General features: G+C 41.3%; 30 protein-coding genes. All 30 read left to right on the forward strand.

Features of this window, described 5'->3' with window-relative positions:
* Positions 1-54: 54 nt before the first annotated feature.
* The 30 genes from xerC to C6W21_RS03515 all read left to right on the forward strand — a co-directional run bounded on the left by xerC (position 55) and on the right by C6W21_RS03515 (position 25,560).
* Entirely contained in the window at positions 55-972 is a 918-nt protein-coding gene (gene xerC / locus C6W21_RS03370; RefSeq protein ID WP_106049306.1) for a tyrosine recombinase XerC, read from the forward strand.
* Positions 973-986: 14 nt separating this feature from the next.
* Positions 987-1,532, forward strand: a complete 546-nt coding sequence (gene hslV / locus C6W21_RS03375; RefSeq protein ID WP_003211247.1) for an ATP-dependent protease subunit HslV — start codon at positions 987-989, stop codon at positions 1,530-1,532.
* Between the two features lie 16 nt (positions 1,533-1,548).
* The gene (hslU, locus tag C6W21_RS03380; RefSeq protein WP_095285167.1) at positions 1,549-2,949 is read left to right on the forward strand and encodes an ATP-dependent protease ATPase subunit HslU; all 1,401 of its coding nucleotides are present in this window, start codon (positions 1,549-1,551) and stop codon (positions 2,947-2,949) included.
* A 34-nt stretch (positions 2,950-2,983) separates the two neighbouring features.
* Positions 2,984-3,763, forward strand: a complete 780-nt coding sequence (gene codY / locus C6W21_RS03385) for a GTP-sensing pleiotropic transcriptional regulator CodY (RefSeq protein ID WP_034662375.1) — start codon at positions 2,984-2,986, stop codon at positions 3,761-3,763.
* A 286-nt stretch (positions 3,764-4,049) separates the two neighbouring features.
* On the forward strand, positions 4,050-4,439 hold the full coding sequence (gene flgB / locus C6W21_RS03390) for a flagellar basal body rod protein FlgB (protein WP_189318138.1): 390 nt from the start codon (positions 4,050-4,052) through the stop codon (positions 4,437-4,439).
* The gene (gene flgC / locus C6W21_RS03395) at positions 4,439-4,891 is read left to right on the forward strand and encodes a flagellar basal body rod protein FlgC (protein ID WP_012009953.1); all 453 of its coding nucleotides are present in this window, start codon (positions 4,439-4,441) and stop codon (positions 4,889-4,891) included. Before flgB ends, flgC begins: the two co-directional genes overlap by 1 nt.
* Before the next feature lie 11 nt (positions 4,892-4,902).
* On the forward strand, positions 4,903-5,220 hold the full coding sequence (gene fliE / locus C6W21_RS03400) for a flagellar hook-basal body complex protein FliE (protein ID WP_007499609.1): 318 nt from the start codon (positions 4,903-4,905) through the stop codon (positions 5,218-5,220).
* Between the two features lie 49 nt (positions 5,221-5,269).
* On the forward strand, positions 5,270-6,862 hold the full coding sequence (fliF, locus tag C6W21_RS03405) for a flagellar basal-body MS-ring/collar protein FliF (protein WP_106049308.1): 1,593 nt from the start codon (positions 5,270-5,272) through the stop codon (positions 6,860-6,862).
* Positions 6,863-6,873: 11 nt separating this feature from the next.
* Positions 6,874-7,890, forward strand: a complete 1,017-nt coding sequence (gene fliG, locus C6W21_RS03410) for a flagellar motor switch protein FliG (RefSeq protein WP_106049309.1) — start codon at positions 6,874-6,876, stop codon at positions 7,888-7,890.
* Positions 7,883-8,647 (forward strand): flagellar assembly protein FliH, encoded by a 765-nt coding sequence (gene fliH, locus C6W21_RS03415; protein ID WP_106049310.1) that lies wholly within the window; start codon positions 7,883-7,885, stop codon positions 8,645-8,647. The genes fliG and fliH overlap by 8 nt, the downstream gene beginning before the upstream one ends.
* Complete coding sequence (gene fliI / locus C6W21_RS03420; RefSeq protein WP_106055901.1) at positions 8,644-9,960, forward strand: flagellar protein export ATPase FliI; 1,317 nt, start codon at positions 8,644-8,646, stop codon at positions 9,958-9,960. The genes fliH and fliI overlap by 4 nt, the downstream gene beginning before the upstream one ends.
* Before the next feature lie 8 nt (positions 9,961-9,968).
* Positions 9,969-10,412: a flagellar export protein FliJ gene (gene fliJ / locus C6W21_RS03425; RefSeq protein ID WP_106050196.1), complete on the forward strand. Its 444-nt coding sequence runs from the start codon at positions 9,969-9,971 to the stop codon at positions 10,410-10,412.
* A 12-nt stretch (positions 10,413-10,424) separates the two neighbouring features.
* Positions 10,425-11,126 carry a MotE family protein gene (locus C6W21_RS03430; RefSeq protein ID WP_106055902.1) on the forward strand — a complete coding sequence of 234 codons (702 nt, stop codon included), beginning with the start codon at positions 10,425-10,427 and terminating at the stop codon, positions 11,124-11,126.
* A complete protein-coding gene (locus tag C6W21_RS03435; RefSeq protein WP_106055903.1) occupies positions 11,127-12,449 on the forward strand; it encodes a flagellar hook-length control protein FliK in 1,323 nt (440 codons plus the stop codon). It begins immediately after the preceding gene.
* A complete protein-coding gene (gene flgD / locus C6W21_RS03440) occupies positions 12,449-12,895 on the forward strand; it encodes a flagellar hook assembly protein FlgD (RefSeq protein ID WP_106049314.1) in 447 nt (148 codons plus the stop codon). The genes C6W21_RS03435 and flgD overlap by 1 nt, the downstream gene beginning before the upstream one ends.
* Before the next feature lie 17 nt (positions 12,896-12,912).
* Complete coding sequence (flgG, locus tag C6W21_RS03445; RefSeq protein ID WP_106049315.1) at positions 12,913-13,704, forward strand: flagellar basal body rod protein FlgG; 792 nt, start codon at positions 12,913-12,915, stop codon at positions 13,702-13,704.
* Positions 13,705-13,741: 37 nt separating this feature from the next.
* On the forward strand, positions 13,742-13,957 hold the full coding sequence (gene swrD / locus C6W21_RS03450; protein WP_008344794.1) for a swarming motility protein SwrD: 216 nt from the start codon (positions 13,742-13,744) through the stop codon (positions 13,955-13,957).
* Positions 13,954-14,382 carry a flagellar basal body-associated protein FliL gene (gene fliL / locus C6W21_RS03455; protein ID WP_012009964.1) on the forward strand — a complete coding sequence of 143 codons (429 nt, stop codon included), beginning with the start codon at positions 13,954-13,956 and terminating at the stop codon, positions 14,380-14,382. The genes swrD and fliL overlap by 4 nt, the downstream gene beginning before the upstream one ends.
* 32 nt (positions 14,383-14,414) lie before the next feature.
* Entirely contained in the window at positions 14,415-15,413 is a 999-nt protein-coding gene (gene fliM / locus C6W21_RS03460; RefSeq protein WP_106055904.1) for a flagellar motor switch protein FliM, read from the forward strand.
* Positions 15,403-16,527, forward strand: a complete 1,125-nt coding sequence (fliY, locus tag C6W21_RS03465; protein ID WP_106055905.1) for a flagellar motor switch phosphatase FliY — start codon at positions 15,403-15,405, stop codon at positions 16,525-16,527. Before fliM ends, fliY begins: the two co-directional genes overlap by 11 nt.
* Positions 16,528-16,554: 27 nt before the next feature.
* Positions 16,555-16,917 (forward strand): chemotaxis protein CheY, encoded by a 363-nt coding sequence (cheY, locus tag C6W21_RS03470; protein ID WP_007499584.1) that lies wholly within the window; start codon positions 16,555-16,557, stop codon positions 16,915-16,917.
* 18 nt (positions 16,918-16,935) lie between these two features.
* Positions 16,936-17,595 (forward strand): flagella biosynthesis regulatory protein FliZ, encoded by a 660-nt coding sequence (gene fliZ, locus C6W21_RS03475; RefSeq protein WP_106049318.1) that lies wholly within the window; start codon positions 16,936-16,938, stop codon positions 17,593-17,595.
* Positions 17,588-18,253: a flagellar type III secretion system pore protein FliP gene (gene fliP, locus C6W21_RS03480; protein WP_007499580.1), complete on the forward strand. Its 666-nt coding sequence runs from the start codon at positions 17,588-17,590 to the stop codon at positions 18,251-18,253. The genes fliZ and fliP overlap by 8 nt, the downstream gene beginning before the upstream one ends.
* 16 nt (positions 18,254-18,269) lie before the next feature.
* Positions 18,270-18,539 (forward strand): flagellar biosynthesis protein FliQ, encoded by a 270-nt coding sequence (gene fliQ, locus C6W21_RS03485; protein WP_003211206.1) that lies wholly within the window; start codon positions 18,270-18,272, stop codon positions 18,537-18,539.
* Between the two features lie 6 nt (positions 18,540-18,545).
* Entirely contained in the window at positions 18,546-19,325 is a 780-nt protein-coding gene (fliR, locus tag C6W21_RS03490; protein ID WP_012009967.1) for a flagellar biosynthetic protein FliR, read from the forward strand.
* A 2-nt stretch (positions 19,326-19,327) separates the two neighbouring features.
* Entirely contained in the window at positions 19,328-20,410 is a 1,083-nt protein-coding gene (gene flhB, locus C6W21_RS03495; RefSeq protein ID WP_106050197.1) for a flagellar biosynthesis protein FlhB, read from the forward strand.
* A 29-nt stretch (positions 20,411-20,439) separates the two neighbouring features.
* Positions 20,440-22,473, forward strand: coding sequence for a flagellar biosynthesis protein FlhA (gene flhA / locus C6W21_RS03500; RefSeq protein ID WP_106049319.1), 2,034 nt, complete (start codon positions 20,440-20,442; stop codon positions 22,471-22,473).
* Positions 22,473-23,588, forward strand: coding sequence for a flagellar biosynthesis GTPase FlhF (gene flhF / locus C6W21_RS03505; RefSeq protein WP_106049320.1), 1,116 nt, complete (start codon positions 22,473-22,475; stop codon positions 23,586-23,588). Before flhA ends, flhF begins: the two co-directional genes overlap by 1 nt.
* The gene (locus C6W21_RS03510) at positions 23,585-24,490 is read left to right on the forward strand and encodes a MinD/ParA family protein (protein WP_106049321.1); all 906 of its coding nucleotides are present in this window, start codon (positions 23,585-23,587) and stop codon (positions 24,488-24,490) included. The genes flhF and C6W21_RS03510 overlap by 4 nt, the downstream gene beginning before the upstream one ends.
* Positions 24,487-25,560, forward strand: coding sequence for a protein-glutamate methylesterase/protein-glutamine glutaminase (locus tag C6W21_RS03515; protein WP_106049322.1), 1,074 nt, complete (start codon positions 24,487-24,489; stop codon positions 25,558-25,560). Before C6W21_RS03510 ends, C6W21_RS03515 begins: the two co-directional genes overlap by 4 nt.
* Positions 25,561-25,564: the final 4 nt, after the last annotated feature.

The raw sequence follows: 25,564 nt of genomic DNA on the forward strand, positions 1-25,564 counted from the left end.
TGCACGGAAAGCAAGATATGTGATACCATTTAAAAGCCTTAAAGAGGTGTAAAAATGACGAATAAACAGCGTCTTGTCCACTTATTCATTGAATATCTGCAAATTGAAAAAAACTATTCTGCTTTAACAATCTCAGGATATACAGAAGCGATTGAAGAGTTTGTCAGATTTATGAACATTCAAGGAATAGACGGTTTAGAAGAGGTATCCTATCAAGATACGAGAATTTATTTAACAGAAGCTTATGAAAAAGGCCTGACAAGAAGAACGATTAGTAAGAAAGTCTCTGCGCTTCGCAGCTTTTATAAATTTCTATTAAGAGAACAGCTTGTGAAAGAAAATCCTTTTTTACTCGTTAGCTTACCAAAGCAGGATAAGCGAATTCCTTCATTTTTGTATGAAGAGGAGCTTAAAGAGCTTTTTACAGTTTCTGATGTCAGCACACCGCTTGGGCAAAGAAACCAAGCGATTTTAGAACTTCTTTATGCAACAGGTATGAGGGTCAGTGAGTTATGTTCATTAAAAGAATCTGATCTTGATTTATCGATGGATACAGTGCTTGTTCATGGGAAAGGCAACAAGCAGCGGTATGTTCCTTTTGGTTCTTATGCTCATGAAGCGCTCATCACTTATTTAGAGGATGGAAGGAAGAAGCTGAAAGCGAAGGGGAATGATCGTGCTGATGCATATGTGTTTTTGAATCAGCGCGGGGCGCCTCTTACAGACAGAGGCGTTCGATTCATTCTCACTGAATTAATGAAAAAGGCGTCAGGCACATTACATATCCATCCTCACATGTTAAGGCACACCTTTGCCACACACCTCTTAAATGAGGGGGCAGATTTGAGAAGTGTTCAAGAACTTCTCGGTCATTCGAATTTATCATCAACTCAGGTGTACACGCATGTATCAAAAGATTCTTTAAGAAAAACGTACATGTCTCATCACCCAAGGGCTTTTAAACGATCCTAAAAGGAGGTTTTTTCATGTCATCATTTCATGCAACAACCATCTTTGCCGTTCAACATAAAGGAAAAAGTGCGATGGCTGGAGACGGTCAAGTCACTTTCGGGCAGGCTGTCGTGATGAAACACACGGCAAAAAAAGTGCGCCGTCTTTTCGGAGGCAAGGTGCTTGCAGGTTTTGCAGGTTCAGTAGCAGATGCATTTACACTCTTTGAAAAGTTTGAAACGAAGCTTGAAGAATATGGTGGTAACTTAAAGCGGGCAGCCGTAGAACTAGCAAAAGAATGGCGAAGTGACAAGATGCTCAGGCAGCTTGAGGCCATGCTGATCGTTATGAACAAAGACAGCATCCTGCTTGTCTCTGGGACAGGAGAGGTCATCGAACCAGATGACGGTATTTTGGCGATCGGCTCAGGCGGCAATTATGCGCTTAGCGCCGGGAGAGCACTCAAAACACATGCAGGTGATCACCTCACAGCGAGAGATATTGCAAAGGCTGCTCTTGAAACCGCCGGAGAAATCTGTGTCTACACGAACGATCAAATCACTTTAGAAGAGCTTGAATAGAAAGGACATGAGACGTATGGAGAAAAAGCCGTTCACCCCAAGAGAGATAGTTGAAAAGCTTGATCAATACATTATTGGTCAGCTTGATGCGAAAAAAGCAGTGGCGGTGGCTTTAAGAAACCGTTACAGAAGAAGCCTTTTACATGATAAGCTAAAGGATGAAGTCGTTCCGAAAAATATTTTAATGATCGGCCCAACAGGTGTGGGGAAAACAGAGATTGCCCGCAGAATTGCAAAAATTTCTGGTGCGCCTTTTATTAAAGTGGAAGCGACGAAGTTTACTGAAGTTGGTTACGTCGGCCGTGATGTAGAATCGATGGTCAGAGATCTAGTTGAGACAGCGATCAGAATTGTCAAAGAAGAAAAAATGAAAGACGTTCAAGAAGAAGCAGAAAAACAAGCAAATAAACGTCTTGTTCATTTACTTGTTCCTGGCAAGAAAAAAAGCCAGTCTGTGAAAAATCCTTTTGAGATGCTGTTTGGCGGTTCTGATGAAGATGACCGTGATCGAGATCAATCAAGTGAAGAAGTTGAACTTGAATCGACAAGAAAGCGAATCACTCATCAGCTGGCAATGGGCGAACTTGAAGATCATTACGTCACGATCGAAGTGGAAGAGCAGCAGCCATCCATGTTTGATATGCTTCAGGGCTCGGGTATGGAGCAAATGGGCATGAACATGCAGGATGCGCTCGGCAATCTCATGCCTAAAAAGAAAAAACGCAGAAAGCTGACCGTCAGAGAAGCAAGAAAGGCGTTAACTGCTGAGGAAGCTTCAAAACTGATTGACATGGATGAAGTCAGTCAAGAAGCCGTCTATAAAGCAGAACAACAAGGAATTATTTTTATCGACGAAATCGACAAAATCGCCAAAAGCGGTGGTGCATCATCTGCAGATGTTTCTCGTGAAGGGGTTCAACGTGATATTTTACCGATTGTAGAAGGTTCAACTGTGATGACGAAATATGGGGCAGTGAAAACAGACCATGTGCTTTTTGTAGCAGCAGGTGCATTTCATATGGCGAAACCATCAGATTTGATTCCAGAGCTTCAAGGGCGCTTCCCAATCCGTGTAGAATTAGATAAATTAAATATCGAAGACTTTGTGAAAATCTTAACGGAACCAGATAACGCATTATTAAAGCAATATAAAGCTTTACTTGAAACAGAAGGTATATCTCTTGAATTTTCTGACGATGCTATTCATAAGATTGCCGAAGTCGCTTATCATGTCAATCAGGAGACAGATAACATCGGTGCAAGAAGGCTTCATACCATACTTGAAAAGCTGCTTGAAGAGCTTTCATTTGAGGCGCCTGATATTACACTGGAGACAGTGACCATTACCCCTCAGTATGTAGAAGAGAAGCTAGGAAAGATTGCAAATAACAAAGACTTAAGTCAATTTATACTTTAACAAATGAATAAAGTAATCTAGGAGGATCATTAATATGGCGTTACTACAAAAAACAAGGATTATTAACTCAATGCTGCAAGATTCAGCGGGGAAACCAGTTAATTTTAAAGAAATGGCGGAAACACTGAGAGATGTCATTGATTCAAACATTTTTGTGTTGAGTAGAAGAGGTAAACTTTTAGGCTACTCGATCAACCAGCAGATTGAAAATCCGCGTATGAAGAAAATGCTTGAAGACCGTCAGTTCCCTGAAGAATATACAAAGAGTCTATTCAACATCCCTGAAACATCTTCAAACCTTGACATTAACAGTGAGTATACAGCTTTCCCGATTGAGAACCGTGATTTATTCGAATCAGGTTTGACAACAATCGTCCCAATTATCGGAGGAGGAGATCGTTTAGGAACGTTAATCCTGTCTCGTTTGCAAGATACATTCACTGATGATGATTTAATACTTGCGGAGTACGGAGCAACAGTTGTTGGAATGGAGATCCTTCGTGAAAAAGGAGAAGAAATCGAAGAAGAAGCAAGAAGTAAAGCGGTTGTTCAAATGGCGATTAGTTCTCTTTCATATAGTGAGCTTGAAGCCATTGAGCACATCTTTGAAGAACTTGATGGCAACGAAGGGCTTCTTGTGGCAAGTAAAATTGCTGACCGTGTAGGAATCACTCGTTCAGTGATCGTGAACGCCTTACGTAAGTTAGAAAGTGCAGGCGTCATCGAATCTCGTTCTCTTGGAATGAAGGGAACGTATATCAAAGTGTTAAACAACAAATTTTTAATTGAACTTGAAAATTTAAAATCTCATTAATCAAAACCCCTTTTCAGCCAAAATACAAGCTGAAAAGGGGTTTTTTTTATAAAAAAAGAGGATTTGTCCGAAAAATGACACTCTTTTTTCCAAGAAAACCCTTACAATTCTTAGTTCTTTGAATCTAGGTCTTTGTACCTATTCGTAAAATAGATATATATTACGAGTTTTTTTTACATATACATCATAGACTTTAATCCTATTATTTCTTACAATGAACATATGGTTTTACAAATCTCGACATGATTAAATGGAATGAAATACATATGATTGGAGGTATATGGTTTTGGATATATTTTCTGGAACGATAAGCAACCTTGAGAATGCCTTGGGCAGAGCGAATGTTAAGCAAAAAGTCATAAGCAATAATATCGCGAATATAGACACACCGAACTACAAGTCGAAAAACGTCACATTTCATGATATGCTAAACGATGCGTCGATCAAGCTAGATGCTAAAAAAACATACCAAGGACACATTGATTTTTCTGAAACAGGGTCTAATTATTCAGTTGTTTCGAGCAACCGCACTTCATATCAAGAAAACGGAAATAATGTCGATATTGATCAAGAGATGAGTGAACTCGCTAAAAACCAAATTCAGTATAATGCGTTGGTTGAAAGAATGAGTGGAAAATTCAATTCTCTTAAAACAGTTTTGACAGGAGGTAAGTGATGTCAATTTTTTCAGGCGTTAACGCTTCGGCCTCAGCATTAACAGCTCAGAGGCTCAGAATGGACGTTGTATCCTCTAACCTTGCAAATATGGATACAACAAGAGCGAAACAGGTTGATGGTAACTGGGAGCCTTATAGACGTAAGCTCGTCACATTACAGCCGTCAGGTGAATCGTTTTCATCAATATTGAACTCAAGCATGAATTCGAGCGGTAAATTAGGAAACGGCGTGAAAGCAACGAAGATTACAGAAGACGAAACTCCATTCAACCTTCAATATGATCCTACAAATCCCGATGCCAATGAAAATGGATATGTTCAAACACCTAATGTTGATCCATTAAAGGAAATGGTTGACCTCATCAGCAGTTCAAGGTCATATGAAGCAAACGTGACCGCACTAAATGCGAACAAAAGCATGTTGATGAAAGCTTTAGAAATAGGAAAGTAAGGTGAAAAGAATTGGTTAACGCAATATCTCCTTTCCAGCTTCAAACCGCTCAGCAAGCAAGTGAATTGACAAATGCATCGTCCGTTCAGGCGGCTGCACCTAAAAGTCAAACGAATTTCTCTGATGTGCTGAAGAATTCCATTGAGGCATTAAATCAATCACAGCTGAAATCAGACCAGTATACAAATGCTCTTGCACAAGGAAAAGATGTCAATCTCGATGAAGTCATGATTGCCTCGCAAAAAGCGAGTGTGACACTCACAGCTGCAACGGAGTTTCGAAATAAAGCAGTCGAAGCATACCAAGAGATTATGAGAATGCAGATGTAGGAGGTGCTGACGGACAAAAAAAGACTGAATGGAATGACCGGGGGTTAAGATGAATCGTACTTTAATGCAATTAAGAACAAAAACAGTTGAGTTTTGGCGAAATCGATCAAAATTACAAAAAATACTTATGATTGGCGGCGTTGCTGCCCTAGCAATCATTATTACGGTTGTTAGCATCTTTGCTTCTTCTGAAAAAATGGTTCCATTGTTTAAAGATTTGTCTGAGGCAGAAGCTGGGCAAATCAAACAGGAACTGGATGGCAAAAACGTTAAATCGGAACTTGCGAATAATGGAACAACGATTCTCGTTCCAGAAAAGCAGGCCGACACTTTAAAAGTAACACTCGCATCTGAAGGTCTCCCTAAGACAGGGAATATTGATTACTCCTTCTTTGCGAACAATTCCGGCTTCGGTTTAACAGATAATGAATTTGATGTTCTGAAAGTAGACGCAACTCAGACAGAACTATCCAATCTAATCAACACGATTGATGGGATTAAAGATTCAAAAGTTATGATTAACCTGCCAAAAGATTCCGTTTTTGTTGGAGAAGAGCAAAGTAATGCATCAGCATCCATTGTGCTGCAAGTTGAGCCTGGCTACACGCTCGCGCCGCAGCAAGTAAAAGGCCTTTATCATCTTATTTCAAAAAGTGTGCCGAATTTAAAGACAGAAAACATTGTCATTATGGACCAAGATTCCAACTACTACGACTTAAACAGCAGTTCCGATTCCTATGCAAGTGGAATGGATGCACAGCAGCAGAAAAAAGAAGAAATCGAAAAGAACCTTCAAAGAAAAATTCAACAGCTGCTCGGAACAATGATGGGACAAGAAAAAGTGGCTGTATCGGTTACAACAGACATTGATTTTACTGAAGAGAAAAGAAAAGAAGATCTTGTAGAACCAGTGGATAAAGAAAACATGCAAGGCATCGCTGTCAGTGCTGAAAAGATTGCTGAAACTTATTCAGGAAATGGTGCAGCAGCTGGTGGTACCGCTGGAACAGGCGACGATGATGTCACAAATTACCAAGGTGCCGATGGAGCGAACGGTAGCGGAGATTACGAAAAGAGCGAAGATCGTATCAACTATGAAGTCAACCGCATTCATAAAGATATCAAAGAGAGCCCTTATAAAATTAGAGATGTTGGCATTCAAGCATTGGTCGAACCACCAACTGCAAACGATGTGAACTCTTTAACACCTGAAAGGCAAGATGATATCAAAAAGATTCTTTCAACGATCATTAGCACTTCAATCGATAAAGAATACACAAATGGTCAAGCGCTCACTCAAGCGGACTTAGATAACAAAATTGTTTTATCTGTATCAAAATTAGACGGTAAACAGCAAACTGCAGCAGAAAACCCACCAAACAATATTCCAATCTGGGTTTATATTGTAGGCGGTGTGCTACTACTTGCAATTATCGCTCTTATTATTCTTCTTGTGCGTAAACGCAGAAAAGAAGAGGAAGAAGAGTTTGAGTTTGATGAACGTACACCAATCCATGTTCCTGATATCGATACTGAACCAGAAACAGAGGAAATGGTGAGGAAAAATCAGCTTGAAAAAATGGCAAAAGATAAACCAGAAGACTTTGCTAAATTGCTACGCAGCTGGCTGTCCGAGGATTAGGAGGAATACACATGTCGAGAAAAGATTCAAATCGACTAACAGGCAGACAAAAAGCAGCAATCCTAATGATTTCCTTAGGGCTAGACGTGTCAGCATCTGTATACAAACATCTGTCTGAAGACGAAATAGAAAAATTAACACTGGAAATTTCCAATGTACGAAGTGTAGATACTGCTAAAAAAGATGAAATCATCGAAGAGTTTCACAGCATCGCCATCGCGCAGGACTACATATCACAAGGCGGTCTTATGTACGCAAGACAAGTGCTTGAAAAAGCGCTTGGTGAGGACAAAGCGGACAGCATCTTAAACCGATTAACATCCTCGCTTCAAGTGAAGCCGTTTGATTTTGCTCGAAAGGCTGACCCAGAACAAATCTTAAACTTTATCCAGCATGAGCATCCACAAACCATTGCGCTCATCCTTTCTTACTTAGATCCAGTCCAAGCTGGGCAGATTTTATCTGAATTAGGTGAGGAAGTCCAAACAGAGGTTGCGAGACGTATTGCTTTAATGGACCGCACATCTCCAGAGATTATCAATGAAGTGGAACGCATTCTTGAACAAAAGCTTTCATCAACCTTTACGCAGGACTATACGCAAACGGGCGGGGTTGAAGCGGTTGTAGAAGTACTAAATGGTGTAGACCGTGCGACCGAGAAGACCATTTTAGACACACTTGAAATTCAAGATCCTGAGCTTGCTGATGAAATTAAGAAACGTATGTTTGTCTTTGAAGATATTGTCACTCTTGACAGTAGAGCGATTCAGCGCGTGATCAGAGATGTTGAAAATGATGACTTATTGCTCGCACTCAAAGTGGCAAGCGAAGAGGTCAAAGAAATTGTCTTCCGCAACATGTCACAGCGAATGGTCGAAACGTTCAAAGAAGAAATGGAGTTTATGGGACCTGTCCGGCTTAGAGATGTCGAGGAAGCACAAACTCGTATTGTCAGCATCGTAAGACGACTCGAGGAAGCTGGAGAAATCGTCATAGCTCGAGGCGGAGGAGACGATATCATTGTCTAGGATTATCAAACATGAAACATCTGTTATTCCTGAGCAAGGCCGGCAAACGATTCCTTTGCAGCAAGTGGAGTTCAAAAAAGAACATCACGAAGAAGAGCTTGTCAATAAAACAGAAGCATTGCAGCTTGTACTAAGTGATGCTGAAGATCAAGCAAGCCGTATAGTAGAACAAGCAAATAGTGAGCTTGAAAAAACAATGGCTGAAATCAATCAGCGCCGCGCTGATTTTGAAGAAGAAAGAATGCAGCTCATTGAAGAAGCGAAACAAGCAGGTTACCAAGATGGCTTCCAAAAGGGTGAAGCAGATGCGATGAGTCAGTACCAATCGATTCTTGATCAAGCAAATGACATTGTCAGTCTTGCCAAGCAGGATTACGAAGAAAAAATTGAAAGCTCCGCAGAAAAAATTGTGGAACTGGCTTTCGAACTCGCCAAACGCGTTTGGTACTCGGCTGAGGACACGAAAGATCAATTTGTGGCTCTCGTGAAGCAGGTCATTTCAGAAGTGAAAGAATATGACGATATTTCCATCTATGTTGACCCTGAACATTACGATCATGTGATGGAGTATAAAGACGAATTCATCAGAATCCTTCAAAAGGATACACACCTTGCCATTTACTCGGATGAAAAAGCGCCAAAAGGGACTTGTTATGTAGAAACAAGCTTTGGAAAAGTGGAAGCGAGTGTTGATACCCAGATGAATCAGTTGAAAGAAAAGTTACTAGAAGTCATTGATTCAGGTGATCACAAATGAACATCGATGTGTTAAAAGAAACGATTGAAACCACCGATCCTTATAAACGATTTGGCAAAGTCAATCGAGTTGTTGGACTGATGATTGAATCTAAGGGGCCGGAGAGTTCTATCGGAGACGTGTGTCTCATTCATAAAAAGGGGCGTAAGCACGATCCGATAAAAGCAGAGGTCGTAGGGTTTAGAGATGAAAATATTCTGCTCATGCCTTATGTAGAAGCATCCAATATTTCACCTGGAAGTCTAGTTGAAGCGACAGGCGAGTCGCTGAAGGTCAAAGTTGGGACTGGGTTAATCGGCGAAGTTGTTGATGCCTTCGGTGATCCGCTCGACGGCAGTATGCTTCCAAAGGGACTTGCACCTGTTTCGACAGATCAGTCACCCCCAAATCCGATGGACAGGCCGCCTATTCGACAAAAGATGGGCGTTGGTGTCAGAGTGATCGACAGTCTGCTCACAGTTGGCACTGGTCAGAGGATCGGGATTTTTGCCGGAAGTGGTGTTGGAAAAAGTACCTTAATGGGGATGATTGCAAAGCAGACAGAAGCAGACCTGAATGTCATTGCCCTTGTTGGAGAGCGTGGCCGTGAAGTTCGTGAGTTTATAGAAAAGGATTTAGGTGCCGAAGGACTAAAGCGATCGATTGTTGTCGTCGCAACTTCTGACCAGCCTGCACTGACGAGAATGAAGGCTGCTTATACAGCAACAGCTATTGCGGAATATTTTAGAGACAGAGGAAAAAATGTCATGTTCATGATGGACTCTGTTACACGGGTCGCCATGGCACAAAGGGAAATCGGTCTTGCAACTGGCGAACCGCCAACGACAAAAGGCTATACACCTTCAGTGTTCGCTATACTGCCAAAATTGCTTGAACGAACTGGAACGAATCAGCTTGGTTCCATCACAGCGTTTTACACAGTGCTTGTTGATGGTGACGATATGAATGAGCCAATCGCTGATACAGTCAGAGGGATCTTAGATGGCCACATTGTACTTGATCGTGCTTTAGCCAACAAAGGACAATTTCCCGCTGTCAATATTCTGAAAAGTATCAGCCGTGTCATGAGTAATATCGCAAGTCATAATCACAAGGAGGCGGCTAACCGGTTCCGCCAGCTTTTATCCACTTATCAAAACGCTGAAGACCTCATTAACATTGGAGCATATAAAAAAGGCTCCTCGAAAGACATTGATGAGGCCATGCAGGCTTATCCTCATCTGATTTCATTTTTGAAGCAGGATGTAGAAGAGGCTGTATCTATTGAAGACAGTGTGAATTTATTGCTCGGTTTGATGAATAGAGAGGATTGACAAAAACGGTGAGATATCAATACAAATTTCAAAAGCTCTTAGAATTGAAAGAAAATGAAAAAGACAAGTCACTCGCAGCGTACCAACAATCCGTTTCGGCATTTGAGCAAGTCGCTGAAAAGCTCTATGAAAATATGAGTAAAAAAGAATTAATGGAAAAAAGCAAAGAAGAAAAGCTGAGAGGTGGTATGAGTGTTCAAGAAATGCGTCATTATCAGCAATTTGTGACCAATTTAGATAACACCATTCAGCATTATCAGCAGCTTGTGATCATGAAACGCCATCAAATGAATGAAAAACAATCTGATTTAACTGAAAAAAACATCGAGTTTAAAAAGTTTGAAAAAATGAAAGAAAAGCAGTACGAAAAGTTTTCCCTTGAACATAAGGCCATTGAAATGAAAGAAATGGATGATATCTCTATCAGCCAATTCATGTTTCAAGGACATTAGGAGTCGAGATGAATGCCTAAGAAGGAAAAAACGAAAGAATCAAGCGGCGGTAAATTTCAATGGATCTTGTTTATTGTCATCATTCCATTGATTGTGCTTGTGTTAGTGACTGGCACAATCCTTTATATGGCAGGTTTTGATCTAAAGAAACCGCTCCAAAACATTCCGGGCGTCAGCAGTTTGGTTGGGTCAGATGACACCTCAAAAACGTCATCTTCACATAATGATCAAAGTGATGCAGAGCTGAAAGAATTGAAGAAGACCATTAAAGAGCAAAAAAATGAACTTGAAATTGCACAAAAAGACTTAAAAACAAGCGATGAAGAGATTAAAAGACTGAATCAAAAAATCAATTCGCTTGAAAAAACATCTGAAAATGATGCGAATAACACGTCAGCGAGTGACAGTTCATCAAATAGCAGCTCATCAAACAAAACATCAGACAATAACGCAGCAGGGACAACCTCTGATGGGGCAGCAGCCTCTAACCAGAAAACTAAAGGGAAGATTGCCAGCATTTATGAAAGCATGGACGCAGGGAAATCCGCCAAAATTTTATCAGAATTAAATGATAAAGAGGCATTGAAGATCCTTGAAGAGCTGAGCAAAAATAAACTAACAGACATATTAGCAAAACTAACACCTCAGAAGGCAGCTACGTTTACGAAAGAGCTTGCTAAAAAAGAAGAAAGTGAAAATGGGGGTGGACAATAAGTGAAGCTATTGGATATTGGAGCCTTACAGCAATCGTCTCAAGGTCTTTCGGGACTAAAAGGGAGCGGCGTGGCATCTGCACGCGGGTTGTTTAAACAATTGCTTAGCGGTGCAGGCGCACAAAGCGGTCTTGTTAATGCCGAGACAGCGGGTGCCTCTCTTTCCATCAATGATGCCATGCAAATCATTGAAAAATGGATGCAATCACCTGAAGAAGGGATCGACGGAGACCTTCTTGGAGCACTTCAAACACTTCAAGGTCAAACGCTTGATTCGACTGATCTCAAGTCACTAGAAGAGTTATTTCAAAAAATGGAATCATCCATTTACGGTGATCAAGCTGATAAGCCAGCTTCTGAACATAGTGAACAGCTCATACAAGTCCACTTTTTCTTATATCAACTGCTCAATCAACAGCCGCTCAGCTTTGATGCAAAGCTAGTGCAGGATATTGAAGCGAAAGGTCAAGACTTCATTCACTTTCTTTCGAAAAATGGGGTAGATGAGAAACTAATTCAGCAAGTAAAAGAGCAGTTTTTCTCGCAAGGCTCAGCGCCAAAGCTAAATTCGATGTCTCAAAGTGAGCTGAAACACTTTAATCAGTTAATCGACCATATGATGGCAAATGCAAAAGGGTCAGATAAAGAGTTGAAAATTGCTTTAGGAGAGTTGAAAGAATTGGTCTCTCCAAGACAAGAATCTACTCTTGCTTCTCCGGCAAGAGGGTCTGCTTCTCTTGAATGGCTCATCAAAAAGGAAGTCGTCAAAGGACAAAGCGCTGCTGCACCTGCTTCTGAAAAAACGATCACTCATACGCTTTTGCCAGGTCATAAGCAGTTTTTTCAACTACAATCAGCAGCTCCTGTTCAGCAGACACAAACAACTGATGAAAAGCCAGGAACGGTCGATCAGCAAATTCTAAATACGTGGAAGCAAATGAAATTCACGCCATTTGGCAACTCAAGCGGGCGCTTTACAGTTCGATTAAATCCAGAAAATCTCGGGTTTATCACGATTCAGCTGACGAAGCAAAATGGTATGTATGCGAGTAAAATTACAGCTTCAACACAGGCAGCGAAAGAGCTGTTAGAGCACCATCTGCCGCAGCTCAAGCAGGCGCTTCCGAATATGTCGGTTCAAGTGGACCGTTTCCATATACCGCTTCAATCAAATGAGCAGTCGTTATTTGGACAGTTTAATGAAGAAAACAAGCAGCAGCAGTCAAAAGGGCAGAATTTCCAGAAGCCTGATGAACAGGAAGCAGAATTCCAAGATGTACTGGATGCTCTTGTTGGGTCAGATGAAGAAGAGGAGGAGATTTAATGGCAACAGTTGATGCTACAAATAGAACAGCCGCACAAGCAGACACTTCTTCAAACGCAGCAAAGAAAACGGATACGCTTGGGAAAGATCAATTCTTGAAAATATTGCTTACACAGCTTCAAAACCAAGATCCTACAAACCCACTAGATGACCGTGAGTTTGTCACGCAGCTTGCGACATTTTCATCTTTAGAACAGCAAACCAATATGAACGATTCTATCACCAAGCTGAATCAGCTCATGTCTACATTTGTTGCACACCAAGATCCGTTTACGACGTATGTAGGCTGGATTGGTAAAGAAGTATCGGGCAAACTGGATGATAAAGAGATATCGGGCACTGTGAAGTCTGTTAAAAACATAGATAATGAATACTTCCTGTATTTGGAAGATGGAACGAAAATCAGCCCTTGGGATGTTACAGCAGTTGGAGAAAAAACGAAGTAATTCGAGGAGGAAAATAAATGTTACGCTCACTTTACTCAGGAATTAGTGGAATGAAAAACTTCCAAACAAAATTAGATGTTGTAGCCAATAACGTAGCCAACGTCAATACACACGGATACAAAAAAAGCCGTATCACTTTTAAAGATATGGTCAGTCAAACCATTGCAAGTTCTGGTGGACCGACGAACAACTCTGGTTCAATCAACTCAAAACAAATAGGTTTAGGATCATCTTTATCTTCTATTGATAAAATCATGTCATCGGGGGCTTCTCAAAATACAGATGAACCTTACGACTTTTATATCAATGGAGATGGGTTTTTCCGTATTGAAAGTCAAGGAGAAGTTCTTTATACCAGAACAGGTAACTTTAAACGGGACTCAGAAGGAAGTTTAGTCACTCCTGATGGAAACTACCTTCTAGGAATGAATGGACAAAAAATAACGATTCCAGAGGGCATTTCAAGTGTAAGTGTTGGTCCAGACGGAACTATTTCGGTTGTTGAAAACAACGTATCTAGAAATGTTGGACAGGTTTCACTTGTATCTTTCAGTAACGCAGCAGGATTAGACAAAGTTGGTGACAACCTTTATCGCCAAACGTTAAGCTCAGGTGCACCAAGTAATCCTATCGTACCTGGTGAACAAGGAACGGGCGTCATCCAAACAGGTCGACTTGAAATGTCAAACGTTGATTTAACAGACGAGTTTACCGAAATGATTATCGCACAGCGCGGATTCCAATCGAATGCAAAGACGATCACAACATCTGATGAAATCCTTCAAGAGCTTGTGAATCTGAAACGATAGGAGGTAGGGGGAGCGATTTATCGCTTCTCTGCTTAATATGATTGAAGTGACAAGATTGAATGGCAAAGGATTTATGCTGAACGCTCTCCATATCGAGCAAATCGAAAGCTTTCCAGACACGACCATTACATTAGCCAATGGAAAGAAATTCGTTGTGAAAGAAGATGAAGAACAGCTTCAAGAGAAAATCATTTCTTTCTACAGAAAAATCCAAGTCATTTCATTGAATCAAGGAATAGAGGAGTTTGAATGAAGAAGAAATTAGTCGTAGTAATGCTAATCATGATTATTGCCATCGGCGGAATAGGAGCAGGCATCATTTTTCTGCTGAATGGGTCAGACGAAGCAAAAGCTGAAAAAGAGCCAACAGCAGATGAAGTCGTAAAAGCTTCTGTTGAAATTCCTGAGATTATCACCAATTTAAAGTCTGAAGGAAATGCTGTCAAACTTGTATTGAATATTGAAACGGACTCTGAAAAAGCAAAAGAAGAGCTTGAGAAAAGAAGTTTTCAAGTGAAAGACGCCGTAATCGACATTTTATCAGACACGAATGCAGATGAACTTGATGGCAAAAAAGGCAGAGAACATTTTAAAACACTAGTCAAAAACAAAGTGAATAACTATTTGCAAGATGGCAAGGTGAAAGAAGTATATATAACCTCCTTTAATCTGCAATAGAGGCGATTAATTGACACGATGGAGGTGAAGAAATGTCAGGAGAAGTGCTTTCCCAGAATGAGATCGATGCATTATTATCCGCCATATCTACTGGTGAAATGGATGCAGAAGAGCTGAAAAAAGAAGAAACGACGAAAAAAGTGAAGGTGTATGATTTTAAGCGTGCACTGCGCTTTTCGAAAGACCAGATTCGAAGTTTAACAAGGATTCATGATAACTTCGCTAGACTGCTCACCACGCACTTTTCAGCTCAGCTAAGATCATATATTCAAATTACTGTCAGTTCGGTTGACCAAGTACCATACGAAGAATTTATTCGTTCGATTCCTAATATGACATTATTAAACTTATTTTATGTCAGCCCGCTTGAAGGAAGAATCATGCTTGAAGTGAACCCAACAATCGGCTATGCCATGATGGACAGGCTGATGGGCGGGATTGGCATTAGTCATAATAAGACAGAATCACTTACAGAAATCGAAACAAAGATTATCTCAAACATGTTTGAGGGAGCTTTGGAAAATTACAGAGAAGCGTGGCAGTCCATAACCGACATCGAGCCTGAAATGGCAGATTTCGAGGTAAATCCCCAATTTGTTCAAATGGTATCACCAAACGAAACAGTTGTCGTCATTTCTCTTAATACACAAATTGGTGAGGTGAGCGGGGTTATTAACCTATGTATTCCTCATGTTGTATTAGAGCCTATTATTCCGAAGCTGTCTGTACACTACTGGATGCAGTCTGAACGAAATGAACCAAAACAACAAGAAACAAAGGCCATTGAAAAACGAATTATGAAGGCAAAAATACCGGTAGTCGCAGAGCTAGGGGAATCGGAAATGACGGTGGAAGAGTTTTTGAATTTGGAAATTGGTGATTGTATTGCCTTGGACAAACCAGTAAATGCGCCTCTTACTGTTATGGTCGGAAATAAACCGAAATTCTTGGGACAGGCCGGCCGCGTGAATCGGAAACAGGCGATTCAAATTCTAGATCACGACATAAGAGGTGAAGAAGATGGAGAATAACGGAAGTAAATTATCACAAGATGAAATCGATGCGCTCCTTAAAGGAGGCAGCAATGACGATATAGAGCCTGATACAATCCTTTCTGCAATGGAACAAGATGCCATTGGAGAAATCGGAAACATTTCATTCGGTAGCTCTGCAACAGCACTTTCAACCCTATTAAATCAAAAAGTGGAGATTACAACTCCAACCGTCACAGTGATTCAAAAGAGCAAGCTGAATGAGGAATTCCCTCATCCATATGTCGCTATTGAAGTGAACTATACAGAAGGCTTCAGTGCAAGTAACCTGCTTGTCGTCCAGCAAACAGATGCAGCAGTCATTGCGGACTTAATGATGGGCGGAGACGGGACAAATGCTGACCCTTCTTTAAGCGAGATTCACTTAAGTGCAGTGCAGGAAGCGATGAACCAAATGATGGGTTCTGCTGCGACATCCATGTCGACGGTCTTTAATAAAAAGATTGATATTTCTCCGCCTCGCGTCGAATTACTTGATGTGAAAGAAGGAGAAGGAACAGACCGTATTCCAGCTGAAGAAATGCTTGTCAAAGTGTCCTTCAGATTAAAAATAGGTGAACTCATTGATTCAAATATTATGCAGCTTTATCCTATTACATTTGCGAAGGATTTAATCGCAGAATTAACAGACTCTACGCAAGAGGAAGAGCCGGTTCAAGACACGCAAGTGAGCACACCTGAATCTCAGCAGGCAGCTCCGCAAACGCAGTCTGCACCAGCGCAGCAAGCAGCTCCGCCGAAAAGACAGGCGAAGCCAAAGCCGGCAGCACCTGTAAATGTAGCGCCTGTTGAATTTGAAGCGTTCAGTGAGCCTCAGCATACAACAAACCACCTTGGAAATCTTGATATGCTGATGGATATTCCGCTTTCTATTACGGTGGAACTTGGAAGAACTCAGCGCAGTGTAAAAGAAGTCCTTGAGCTTTCAGCTGGAAGTATCATTGAACTGGACAAACTTGCTGGGGAGCCAGTCGACATTCTGGTGAACAAACGAATCGTCGCCAAAGGAGAAGTCGTTGTCATTGATGAGAACTTTGGTGTTCGTGTGACTGATATTTTAAGTCAGTCAGAAAGACTTTCTAATTTAAAATAAACAAACATATAGGGAGAGAATAAGTAAATGGCTACTAAGGTATTAATCGTAGATGATGCAGCATTCATGAGAATGATGATAAAGGATATTCTTGTAAAAAACGGATTTGATGTAGTAGGAGAAGCAGAAAACGGCGCTCAAGCAGTTGAAAAATACAAAGAAACTTCTCCAGATCTTGTCACAATGGATATCACAATGCCAGAAATGGACGGAATCACAGCGCTAAAAGAAATTAAACAAATCGACGCTTCTGCAAAAATCATCATGTGTTCAGCAATGGGACAGCAGTCAATGGTTATTGACGCGATCCAAGCAGGTGCAAAAGACTTTATCGTGAAGCCGTTCCAGGCAGACCGTGTACTTGAAGCAATTAATAAAACGTTAGGCTAAAAAAGGGTGTAAGACTTGTTGAAAAAACGTTTGATATGTATAGCAATGATCAGTTTTATGCTTTTCTTGACGATGCAGCCCGCCTCACTGTTTGCTGAAACGAAAGATCCTGAAAATGGCACAGTGAATGACTGGATCAAAGAAGAGAAAGGCAGCAAAAAGGATACAGAAAAGACAACCACTGACAATCAAACGAATCCGGCAGAAGAAGTTCCCTCTTCTTCTGTCTCCATTATGGATTTTGTCAAAATGATTGGTGCTTTACTTTTTGTCATCCTGCTCATATATGGATTGGTGAGATTTGTTGGTAAGCAAAACCGCTTACTCAAACCATTTCGCTATGTTGAAAATATTGGCGGAACGACGGTTGGCCAAAACCGTTCAGTCCAGCTTATCAAAGTGGGCAAACGAGTATTAGTAGTCGGTGTAGCGGACTCAATCCAGCTGCTAAAAGAAATTGATGATGAACAAGAATGTGAAGCGATCGTGAAACAATATGAAGAAGCGATGGAAAGCAAAACAGATTTACCAAAAATCGTTCAAAAATTCACATCGCAGGTAAAGAAACAGGATCAGCCCACCACTTCTTCTTTTTCAGCCAATTTGAAGGCGCAGCTAGCCGAATTGAAAAAGACCCAATCAGAAGTTAGAAAGAAAGGCCCGAAACAAAATGAATGAGTTTATCGATTTATTTAATTCCAGCGGTGCAGGGAATATTAGCACGTCTGTCCGTCTTCTTTTACTTTTAACCGTATTTTCGGTTGCACCAGGCATTCTCATTTTAATGACATGTTTTACACGAATTGTGATTGTTCTTTCATTCGTTAGAACGTCACTTGCAACCAACTCAATGCCGCCAAACCAAGTGCTTGTAGGGCTTGCTTTGTTTCTCACATTTTTTATCATGGCACCCACGTTCTCAGAGATTAATAAAGAGGCACTGACGCCGCTTTTAAATGATGACATTACGCTCAATCAGGCATATGAAAAAGCCGAAGTGCCGATTAAAGAGTTTATGAGTAAACATACGAGACAGAAGGATTTGGCTTTATTTCTTAGTTACGCAAAAATGGATACACCTGAATCGATAAAAGATATTCCGTTAACGGCGATGGTACCCGCTTTTGCCATTTCAGAATTAAAGACGGCATTTCAAATTGGTTTCATGATCTTTATTCCATTTTTAATTATTGACATGGTGGTCGCAAGTGTCCTGATGTCAATGGGAATGATGATGCTTCCTCCGGTTATGATATCGCTCCCTTTCAAAATATTGTTATTTGTTTTAGTCGATGGATGGTATTTGATTGTTAAATCTTTGCTGCAAAGCTTTTAGAGTAGGTGCTTAAAACATGAGTTCAGAATTTGTCATTACGATGGCTGAAAGATCAGTGTATGTAGTATTGCTTGTCAGTGGGCCGCTTCTAGCGCTCGCTCTTATTGTGGGACTGATTGTCAGTGTGTTTCAGGCGACAACCCAAATTCAAGAACAGACGCTTGCGTTCATTCCTAAAATTGTTGCAGTTCTTATCGGGCTTGTTGTGTTTGGTCCATGGATGCTGTCAACCATTGTGTCCTTTACGACAGAGCTGTTCTCGAATTTAGATCGATTTGCAGGTTAACCAGCGATGTCAATCATAGAATTATTCCCTGCTTTTCTGTTAGTTTTTATTCGGATCACCGCTTTTTTTGTGACAGTACCGCTTTTAGCGCATAGAACGATCCCAGCTGTACACAGAGTTGGATTCTCACTGTTTTTAGCCGTGATTAGTTTTAGCACGATTAAGGAACCGCCAGCACTCGACATAGACGGTCTTTATATGATGCTTGCGGTGAAAGAAGCAATGGTCGGACTTCTGCTTGGCCTGATTGCATATATCATGGTGTCCGCTGTTCAAATTGCCGGTTCATTTATTGATTTTCAAATGGGCTTTGCGATCGCCAATGTGATTGATCCACAAACAGGGGCGCAAACGCCGCTGATGGGGCAGTTTTTTTATACGGTCACATTGCTATTGATGCTGGCAACCAATGCACACCACCTGCTGCTTGATGGAATCTATTACAGCTTTCAATATATTGCAGTTGATCAGTACGCACTGAATTTCGGCAGTGAATCCTTTGCTTACTTTATTGCAAAGAGCTTCAACCAAATGTTCATCATTGCCTTTCAAATTTCAGCACCGGTTGTCGCCAGCTTGTTTTTGGTCGATTTGGCACTGGGCATTGTGGCACGAACAGTTCCGCAGATGAACGTTTTTGTTGTCGGACTTCCTATTAAAATGGGTGTGAGTTTTATTATGATCATCATTTGTATGGGTGTCATCTTCGGTGTAGTCCAAAATACATTTGATACGATTGTACTTACCATGAGGAATTTCTTAGCATTGGTCGGTGGTTCGTCATGATGATAAGGCTTAGACTAGACTTGCAATTTTTCGCAGGTGAAAAAACAGAAAAAGCAACCCCGAAAAAGAGACAGGATTCACGTAAAAAAGGTCAGGTTGCCAAAAGTACCGACGTCAATACAGCCATCTCATTTCTATTAATCTTTTTATCATTCTTTTTTATTGGGCCTTTTATGAAAGAGCGTATTATTGCGCTCATTGAACGTTTTTATTCAACAACCATGCTAATGAAGGTTAGCACATCTAATATTCATCAACTGTTCGTGGAATTGCTTCAGGAAACAGGGCTCCTTCTCATGCCAATCCTTGGTGTTGGTATGCTGGCAGGCGTCATCAGTAACTATTTACAAGTCGGCGTTCTCTTTTCAACAGAAGTCATCAAACCGAAATTAGAAAAGCTAGATCCTATTAAAGGGTTTAAACGGATATACAGTATTCGAGCCCTCGTAGAGCTATTAAAATCCATTTTGAAAATTGGCTTTGTTGGTTTTGCGACATTTATTGCACTTTGGATGCACTTTGACGAAATTCTGCGGCTTCCTTTATTAACAGCAGAGGAAACCCTTCATTTCGTCGCAAATATGACCTTAATTATGGGTCTATATGCAGCAGGTGCGCTCATGGTTTTAGCAGGGCTTGATTATATGTATCAGAAATTTGATTATGAAAAAAACTTACGGATGTCCAAACAAGACATCAAAGATGAGTATAAAAAATCAGAGGGTGACCCGCTCATAAAATCAAAGATTAAACAGCGTCAGCGGGAAATGGCCATGAGACGGATGATGCAGGAAGTCCCAAAAGCGGACGTCATCATTACAAACCCAACTCACTATGCAATTGCTTTGAAATATGACGAAGAAAAGATGGACGCGCCCTTTGTTGTGGCTAAGGGAATAGATATTTTGGCTTTGAAAATTAGAACGATTGCGAAAGAGCACGATATCATGACCGTAGAAAACCGGCCGCTCGCTCGTGCACTCTATGATCAGGTCGACATCGACCAAGCGGTGCCAGAGGAATACTTTAAGGCAATCGCCGAAATTTTAGCTTACGTATATAAAACGAAACAAAAGATTTTATGAATTTTTGGTTTTAAAAGGAGAGAACAGGCATGTCAGCAAGAGATTTATCTGTTTTATTCAGTGTTATTTTAATTGTGGCGATGCTGGTCATACCGTTTCCGCCCGTTCTATTAAGTATTTTAATCATTATTAATATTTCTCTTGCGCTTATCGTGCTTCTCACCACAATGAACATGCAAGAACCACTGCAATTTTCAATATTTCCATCATTGCTTTTGCTCTTAACGCTATTTCGCTTAGGGCTTAACATCTCTACAACACGATCTATCCTATCAACTGGAGACGCTGGAAAGGTTGTAGAAACGTTTGGTTCATTTGTTGTTGGAGGAAATGTACTCGTGGGTCTGGTGGTCTTCCTTATTCTGATCATCATTCAGTTTGTTGTTATCACCAAAGGGGCTGAGCGTGTATCTGAGGTTGCGGCAAGATTTACCCTCGATGCGATGCCAGGGAAACAAATGAGTATTGATGCAGATTTAAATGCAGGGATGCTGACAGAAAGTGAAGCAAGAAACCGCCGTGAAAAAGTAGCGAGAGAAGCAGACTTTTACGGTGCGATGGATGGTGCAAGTAAGTTCGTTAAAGGGGATGCCATCGCAGGGATTATCATCGTTATTATTAATATTATTTTTGGCATTATTATTGGGATGCTTCAGCAAGGAATGTCGATTCAAGAATCAGCTTCCCACTTTACACTATTAACGGTAGGAGACGGGATTGTTTCACAAATTCCTGCACTTCTCATTTCAACAGCGACAGGGATTGTCGTCACAAGGGCTGCTTCTAATGGGAACCTTGGTTCAGATATCACTGAACAGCTGTTTGCATTCCCAGCTATGCTTTACGTCACAGCAGGCACGATCTTCCTTCTTGGGTTGTTTACTCCAATCGGCGTACTTTTGACAGCGCCGATCGCAGGTTTACTTGCCCTCGGCGCATACTTGATGTCGAAAAACAAACAAGATCAAGAAGAAATCGAAGAGGTACTGGAGGAACAGGCAGAGGTAGAAGAGATGAAAAGTCCAGAAAGTGTCATTCACCTTCTGCAAATGGATGCCATTGAATTTGAATTTGGCTACGGCCTGATTCCGCTCGCCGATGCAAATCAAGGCGGTGACCTGTTAGACCGAATTGTGATGATCCGAAGGCAGCTTGCCCTCGAATTAGGTCTTGTCATTCCAGTTGTCCGAATTCGAGACAACATTGCACTTAACCCAAATGAGTATCGGCTCAAAATAAAAGGGAACGAAGTGGCAAAAGGTGAGCTGCTGCTTGATCACTACTTAGCGATGTCCCCAACACCTGATGATGATCCGATTGAAGGGATTGAAACAATCGAGCCATCCTTTGGACTTCCGGCTAAATGGATTTCAGAAGCAGAAAAAGATCAGGCTGAGATGCTTGGCTATACGGTTGTAGATCCTGCATCTGTTGTGTCTACTCACATCACAGAGAAGATTAGACAAAACACACACGAACTGCTCGGACGCCAAGAAACGAAGCAATTAATCGATCATCTGAAAGAAAGTTATCCTGTCTTAGTGGATGAGGTGACGCCAAATCCACTAGCAGTTGGTGATATTCAAAAAGTATTGGCAAAACTGCTGAAAGAAAAGGTTTCTATTCGAAATCTTGTCACCATTTTTGAAACGCTTGCAGACTACGGAAAATTAACGACAGATACAGATTTGTTAACAGAGTATGTCAGACAGGCGCTGGCAAGACAGATTACCGCACAATATGCAAGAGACAATGAATCATTGAAAGTCGTGACATGCTCAGGCCGAGTGGAAAAGGTGATTGCTGACAGCGTACAGCAGACAGAGCATGGCAACTACTTATCGTTAGATCCAGAATCCTCTGAAAGTGTGATTCAATCAGTGGCGAGAGAAATTGAACAGCTTTCGCTTCGTCAGGAAACGCCGGTTCTATTGTGCTCACCTCCTATAAGAATGTACGTCAAGCAGCTGTTAGAAAGATATTTCCCGGATTTACCGGTACTATCTTATAACGAACTAGAAGCAAATGTGGAAGTACAGAGCATCGGAGTGGTGGATATCTAATGAAAATGAAAAAAATCACAGCGAATTCTATGCAGGAGGCAACGATTCAAATTAGGCAGCAGCTTGGGAAAGATGCCGTCATTTTAAATTCCAAAACCGTTGTTAAACGAAAGCTATTCGGTTTAAAGAAACAGCAAATGGTTGAAGTAATAGCTGTGCTGGATCAAGATTTTGAAGAAAGAGCGGGTGAAGGTGTACATCCGGCGCCTCCTCTTCCAGTATTTCCGAAAAAGGAGTACATTCATCACCGGCCTGAAGAGCCATCCCTTGCTCCTGAGGCAGTGAAACCAGTACCTTCTCATGCTCAGCCTTTAGAATATGCGAGGAATGAGCGGCATGCTGGTATTCTGCCTGATCCGCTCATGGCAATCGATCAAAAGCTTAAGGATCAAGGTCTTGATGATGCCATTCGAGACGAATGCCTAAAAGGTCTTTTAACGAAGGGGGCTGTCAAGGAAGATCAAATTCAAAAAGAACTTGAACAACTGCTGACAGATATGCTGCCGGCTCACACCCCTGATGAGCCGATGATTCGTTCAAAATACATTGTGCTGTTTGGTTCAACTGGGGCTGGTAAAACAACAACGATTGCAAAGCTGGCTGCCAAAACTGCCATTCAGAAGCAAAAGAAAATCGCTTTTATTACAACAGATACGTACCGAATTGCAGCCATCGAACAACTGAAAACATATGCGGAACTGCTGAATGCACCGCTAGAGGTTTGTTATTCGAGAGAGGATTTTGTGAAAGCTCAAGAGACCTTTAAAGAGTATGATCATATTTTCGTAGACACAGCGGGGCGTAACTTTAAAGAAGAAGTGTATATCAAAGAGCTGACAGACATTATTCCATTTGATGAAAGCATTCAAAGTTTCCTAGTGATGAGTGCGACCTCGAAGTATCAGGACATGAAAGCCATGGTTAAACGATTTGAACACGTTCCAATCGACCAATTCATTTTTACAAAGGTAGATGAAACAGACACGATGGGAACGATCTTTCAAATCATTGCAGACTCTCAAATCGGACTTGGCTTTTTAACAAATGGTCAAAATGTACCTGAGGATATTCTTGAGGGCTCTCCTCTTGAATTAACAAGGATGGTCTTACAATGATGAAACCCGACCAAGCGGAAGGTTTAAGAAAGCTCGTTCAGCAGAATCAAACGATCACACCAGCTCCTCTTGGTATAAGCGGACAGGCAAAAACCATTGCTGTCATGAGCGGTAAAGGCGGGGTAGGAAAATCGAATTTGACGCTGAATATGGCACTGTCTATCGCAAATGCAGGCAAGCGAGTGTTAGTCATCGACCTTGATTTTGGTATGGGGAATATTGATATTTTACTAGGAAAAACATCGACTAGCTCAATATTAGATGTTCTTGTCAGGAAGAAATCCTTCCAAGCAGCTATGACACAAGGAACGAACAACCTTTATTACATTTCTGGCGGAAGCGGACTTGAAAAGCTGTTTTCTTTAGATAAAGATCAATGGTCGTTCTTTCTAGAGGAAATGGAAAGAATGATGCACGACTTTGATTGTATCTTCTTTGATATGGGTGCTGGCTTGTCAAAAGATCAACTGCCTTTTGTTTTATCAGCAGGAGAAGTTGTGGTTGTGACAACGCCAGAACCAACATCGATCATGGATGCTTACAGCGCAATTAAACACTTAGCTATTCATCAGTTTGAACAATCTGTGCAAATCATTGTCAACCGTTGTAAAACCCCGTCAGAAGGGTCTGAAACCTACCGGAAATTAGCAGGAGTGGTCACATCATTTCTACACAGAAAGCTAGTATTTGCTGGTGCTGTGCCGGATGATCCTGCGGTTCCTAAAGCAGTGGCTGAACAAATTCCATTTTATATCAAGCAGCCTCATTCAAGGCTAAGTAAAACCATCAAGATGCTGGCAGAAACACTTTATCAACAGCAGATCAGAGAGGCACAGAGAGAGCAGCATACGTTTATAGATAAGTTGTCCTCTTTTTTTAAAAGGAGGAAGGTGGACTCATGATTAGAGTGCTTGTAGTAGATGATTCGGCCTTTATGCGAAAGCTCATAAGTGATTTCCTAAGTGCTGAGCAAGAAATAGAAGTCGTCGGAACGGCGCGAAATGGGGAAGATGCCTTAAAACGGATCAAGGAACTGAATCCAGATGTTGTCACGCTAGATGTGGAAATGCCTGTTTTAAATGGAACAGAAGCATTAAAACAAATTCTGGCTGAACACGACCTTGCCGTGATTATGGTGTCAAGCCAGACAAAGCAAGGGAAAGATTTAACCATCCATTGCTTAGAACTTGGTGCTTTTGACTTTGTGACAAAGCCTTCAGGAAGTATTTCCCTCGATTTGCACAAAGTAAGAGGTCAAATTGTAGAGCGGGTGCTTGCGGCAGGGCTGTCAAGGAAACGAACTGAAGTGCAGGTTTCTCCTAAGCCGGTGATGAAGCCGCCAAGTCCAGTGGCTGCCCCTCGCCCGCAAGCAGTAAAAAGCGGCTCACTCCGAAAGATTATTTCAATCGGAACATCAACGGGTGGGCCAAGGGCACTTCAACGAGTCGTCACGAAGCTACCCAAGGACATAGAAGCACCCATTTTGATTGTGCAACATATGCCGGCAGGATTTACGGCGTCACTTGCTACTAGGTTAGACCATTTATCTCAAATTTCGATTAAAGAAGCACAAGATGGAGACATCGCTAAAAATGGAGTGGCTTACATAGCTCCTGGTGGAATGAATATGTCACTTCATGAACAAGGGGCGTCCTTAGTTATCAGGCTGTCTCCAGAGGACACGGAAAGCCGGCACAAACCTTCTGTTAACTATTTATTTGAATCCATCAGCAATATAAAGGGTTACGAGAAAATTGCTGTCATTATGACAGGCATGGGTAGTGACGGCACAGAAGGTGTCAAAAAAATGGTCGCAAGCGGTCATACGAAAGTCATTGCAGAAAAAGAAGAATCATGTGTTGTTTTCGGAATGCCTAAATCAGTCATTAAAGCAGGCCTTGCACATGAAACAAGGCATGTGGATGACATCGCACATGCAATTATAAGCTCCATGAAAAAAGAGAGGGCGTGAACAC

This window comes from Bacillus sp. NMCN1, assembly GCF_002998085.1.
In the GTDB taxonomy this organism is placed as follows: domain Bacteria; phylum Bacillota; class Bacilli; order Bacillales; family Bacillaceae; genus Bacillus.

Excerpts from the sequence above, each read along its gene's own strand:
- fliI (WP_106055901.1), top strand. The coding sequence starts at position 8,644 with ATGAACATCGATGTGTTAAAAGAAACGATTGAAACCACCGATCCTTAT.
- fliL (WP_012009964.1), top strand. The coding sequence starts at position 13,954 with ATGAAGAAGAAATTAGTCGTAGTAATGCTAATCATGATTATTGCCATC.
- fliM (WP_106055904.1), top strand. The coding sequence starts at position 14,415 with ATGTCAGGAGAAGTGCTTTCCCAGAATGAGATCGATGCATTATTATCC.
- flhF (WP_106049320.1), top strand. The coding sequence starts at position 22,473 with ATGAAAATGAAAAAAATCACAGCGAATTCTATGCAGGAGGCAACGATT.
- C6W21_RS03515 (WP_106049322.1), top strand. The coding sequence starts at position 24,487 with ATGATTAGAGTGCTTGTAGTAGATGATTCGGCCTTTATGCGAAAGCTC.
- fliF (WP_106049308.1), top strand. The coding sequence starts at position 5,270 with ATGAATCGTACTTTAATGCAATTAAGAACAAAAACAGTTGAGTTTTGG.
- fliP (WP_007499580.1), top strand. The coding sequence starts at position 17,588 with ATGAATGAGTTTATCGATTTATTTAATTCCAGCGGTGCAGGGAATATT.
- fliG (WP_106049309.1), top strand. The coding sequence starts at position 6,874 with ATGTCGAGAAAAGATTCAAATCGACTAACAGGCAGACAAAAAGCAGCA.
- flhA (WP_106049319.1), top strand. The coding sequence starts at position 20,440 with ATGTCAGCAAGAGATTTATCTGTTTTATTCAGTGTTATTTTAATTGTG.
- fliR (WP_012009967.1), top strand. The coding sequence starts at position 18,546 with ATGTCAATCATAGAATTATTCCCTGCTTTTCTGTTAGTTTTTATTCGG.
- codY (WP_034662375.1), top strand. The coding sequence starts at position 2,984 with ATGGCGTTACTACAAAAAACAAGGATTATTAACTCAATGCTGCAAGAT.
- fliY (WP_106055905.1), top strand. The coding sequence starts at position 15,403 with ATGGAGAATAACGGAAGTAAATTATCACAAGATGAAATCGATGCGCTC.
- flgG (WP_106049315.1), top strand. The coding sequence starts at position 12,913 with ATGTTACGCTCACTTTACTCAGGAATTAGTGGAATGAAAAACTTCCAA.
- flgD (WP_106049314.1), top strand. The coding sequence starts at position 12,449 with ATGGCAACAGTTGATGCTACAAATAGAACAGCCGCACAAGCAGACACT.
- cheY (WP_007499584.1), top strand. The coding sequence starts at position 16,555 with ATGGCTACTAAGGTATTAATCGTAGATGATGCAGCATTCATGAGAATG.
- xerC (WP_106049306.1), top strand. The coding sequence starts at position 55 with ATGACGAATAAACAGCGTCTTGTCCACTTATTCATTGAATATCTGCAA.
- hslV (WP_003211247.1), top strand. The coding sequence starts at position 987 with ATGTCATCATTTCATGCAACAACCATCTTTGCCGTTCAACATAAAGGA.
- C6W21_RS03510 (WP_106049321.1), top strand. The coding sequence starts at position 23,585 with ATGATGAAACCCGACCAAGCGGAAGGTTTAAGAAAGCTCGTTCAGCAG.
- fliQ (WP_003211206.1), top strand. The coding sequence starts at position 18,270 with ATGAGTTCAGAATTTGTCATTACGATGGCTGAAAGATCAGTGTATGTA.
- C6W21_RS03430 (WP_106055902.1), top strand. The coding sequence starts at position 10,425 with ATGCCTAAGAAGGAAAAAACGAAAGAATCAAGCGGCGGTAAATTTCAA.
- flgC (WP_012009953.1), top strand. The coding sequence starts at position 4,439 with ATGTCAATTTTTTCAGGCGTTAACGCTTCGGCCTCAGCATTAACAGCT.
- swrD (WP_008344794.1), top strand. The coding sequence starts at position 13,742 with ATGATTGAAGTGACAAGATTGAATGGCAAAGGATTTATGCTGAACGCT.
- hslU (WP_095285167.1), top strand. The coding sequence starts at position 1,549 with ATGGAGAAAAAGCCGTTCACCCCAAGAGAGATAGTTGAAAAGCTTGAT.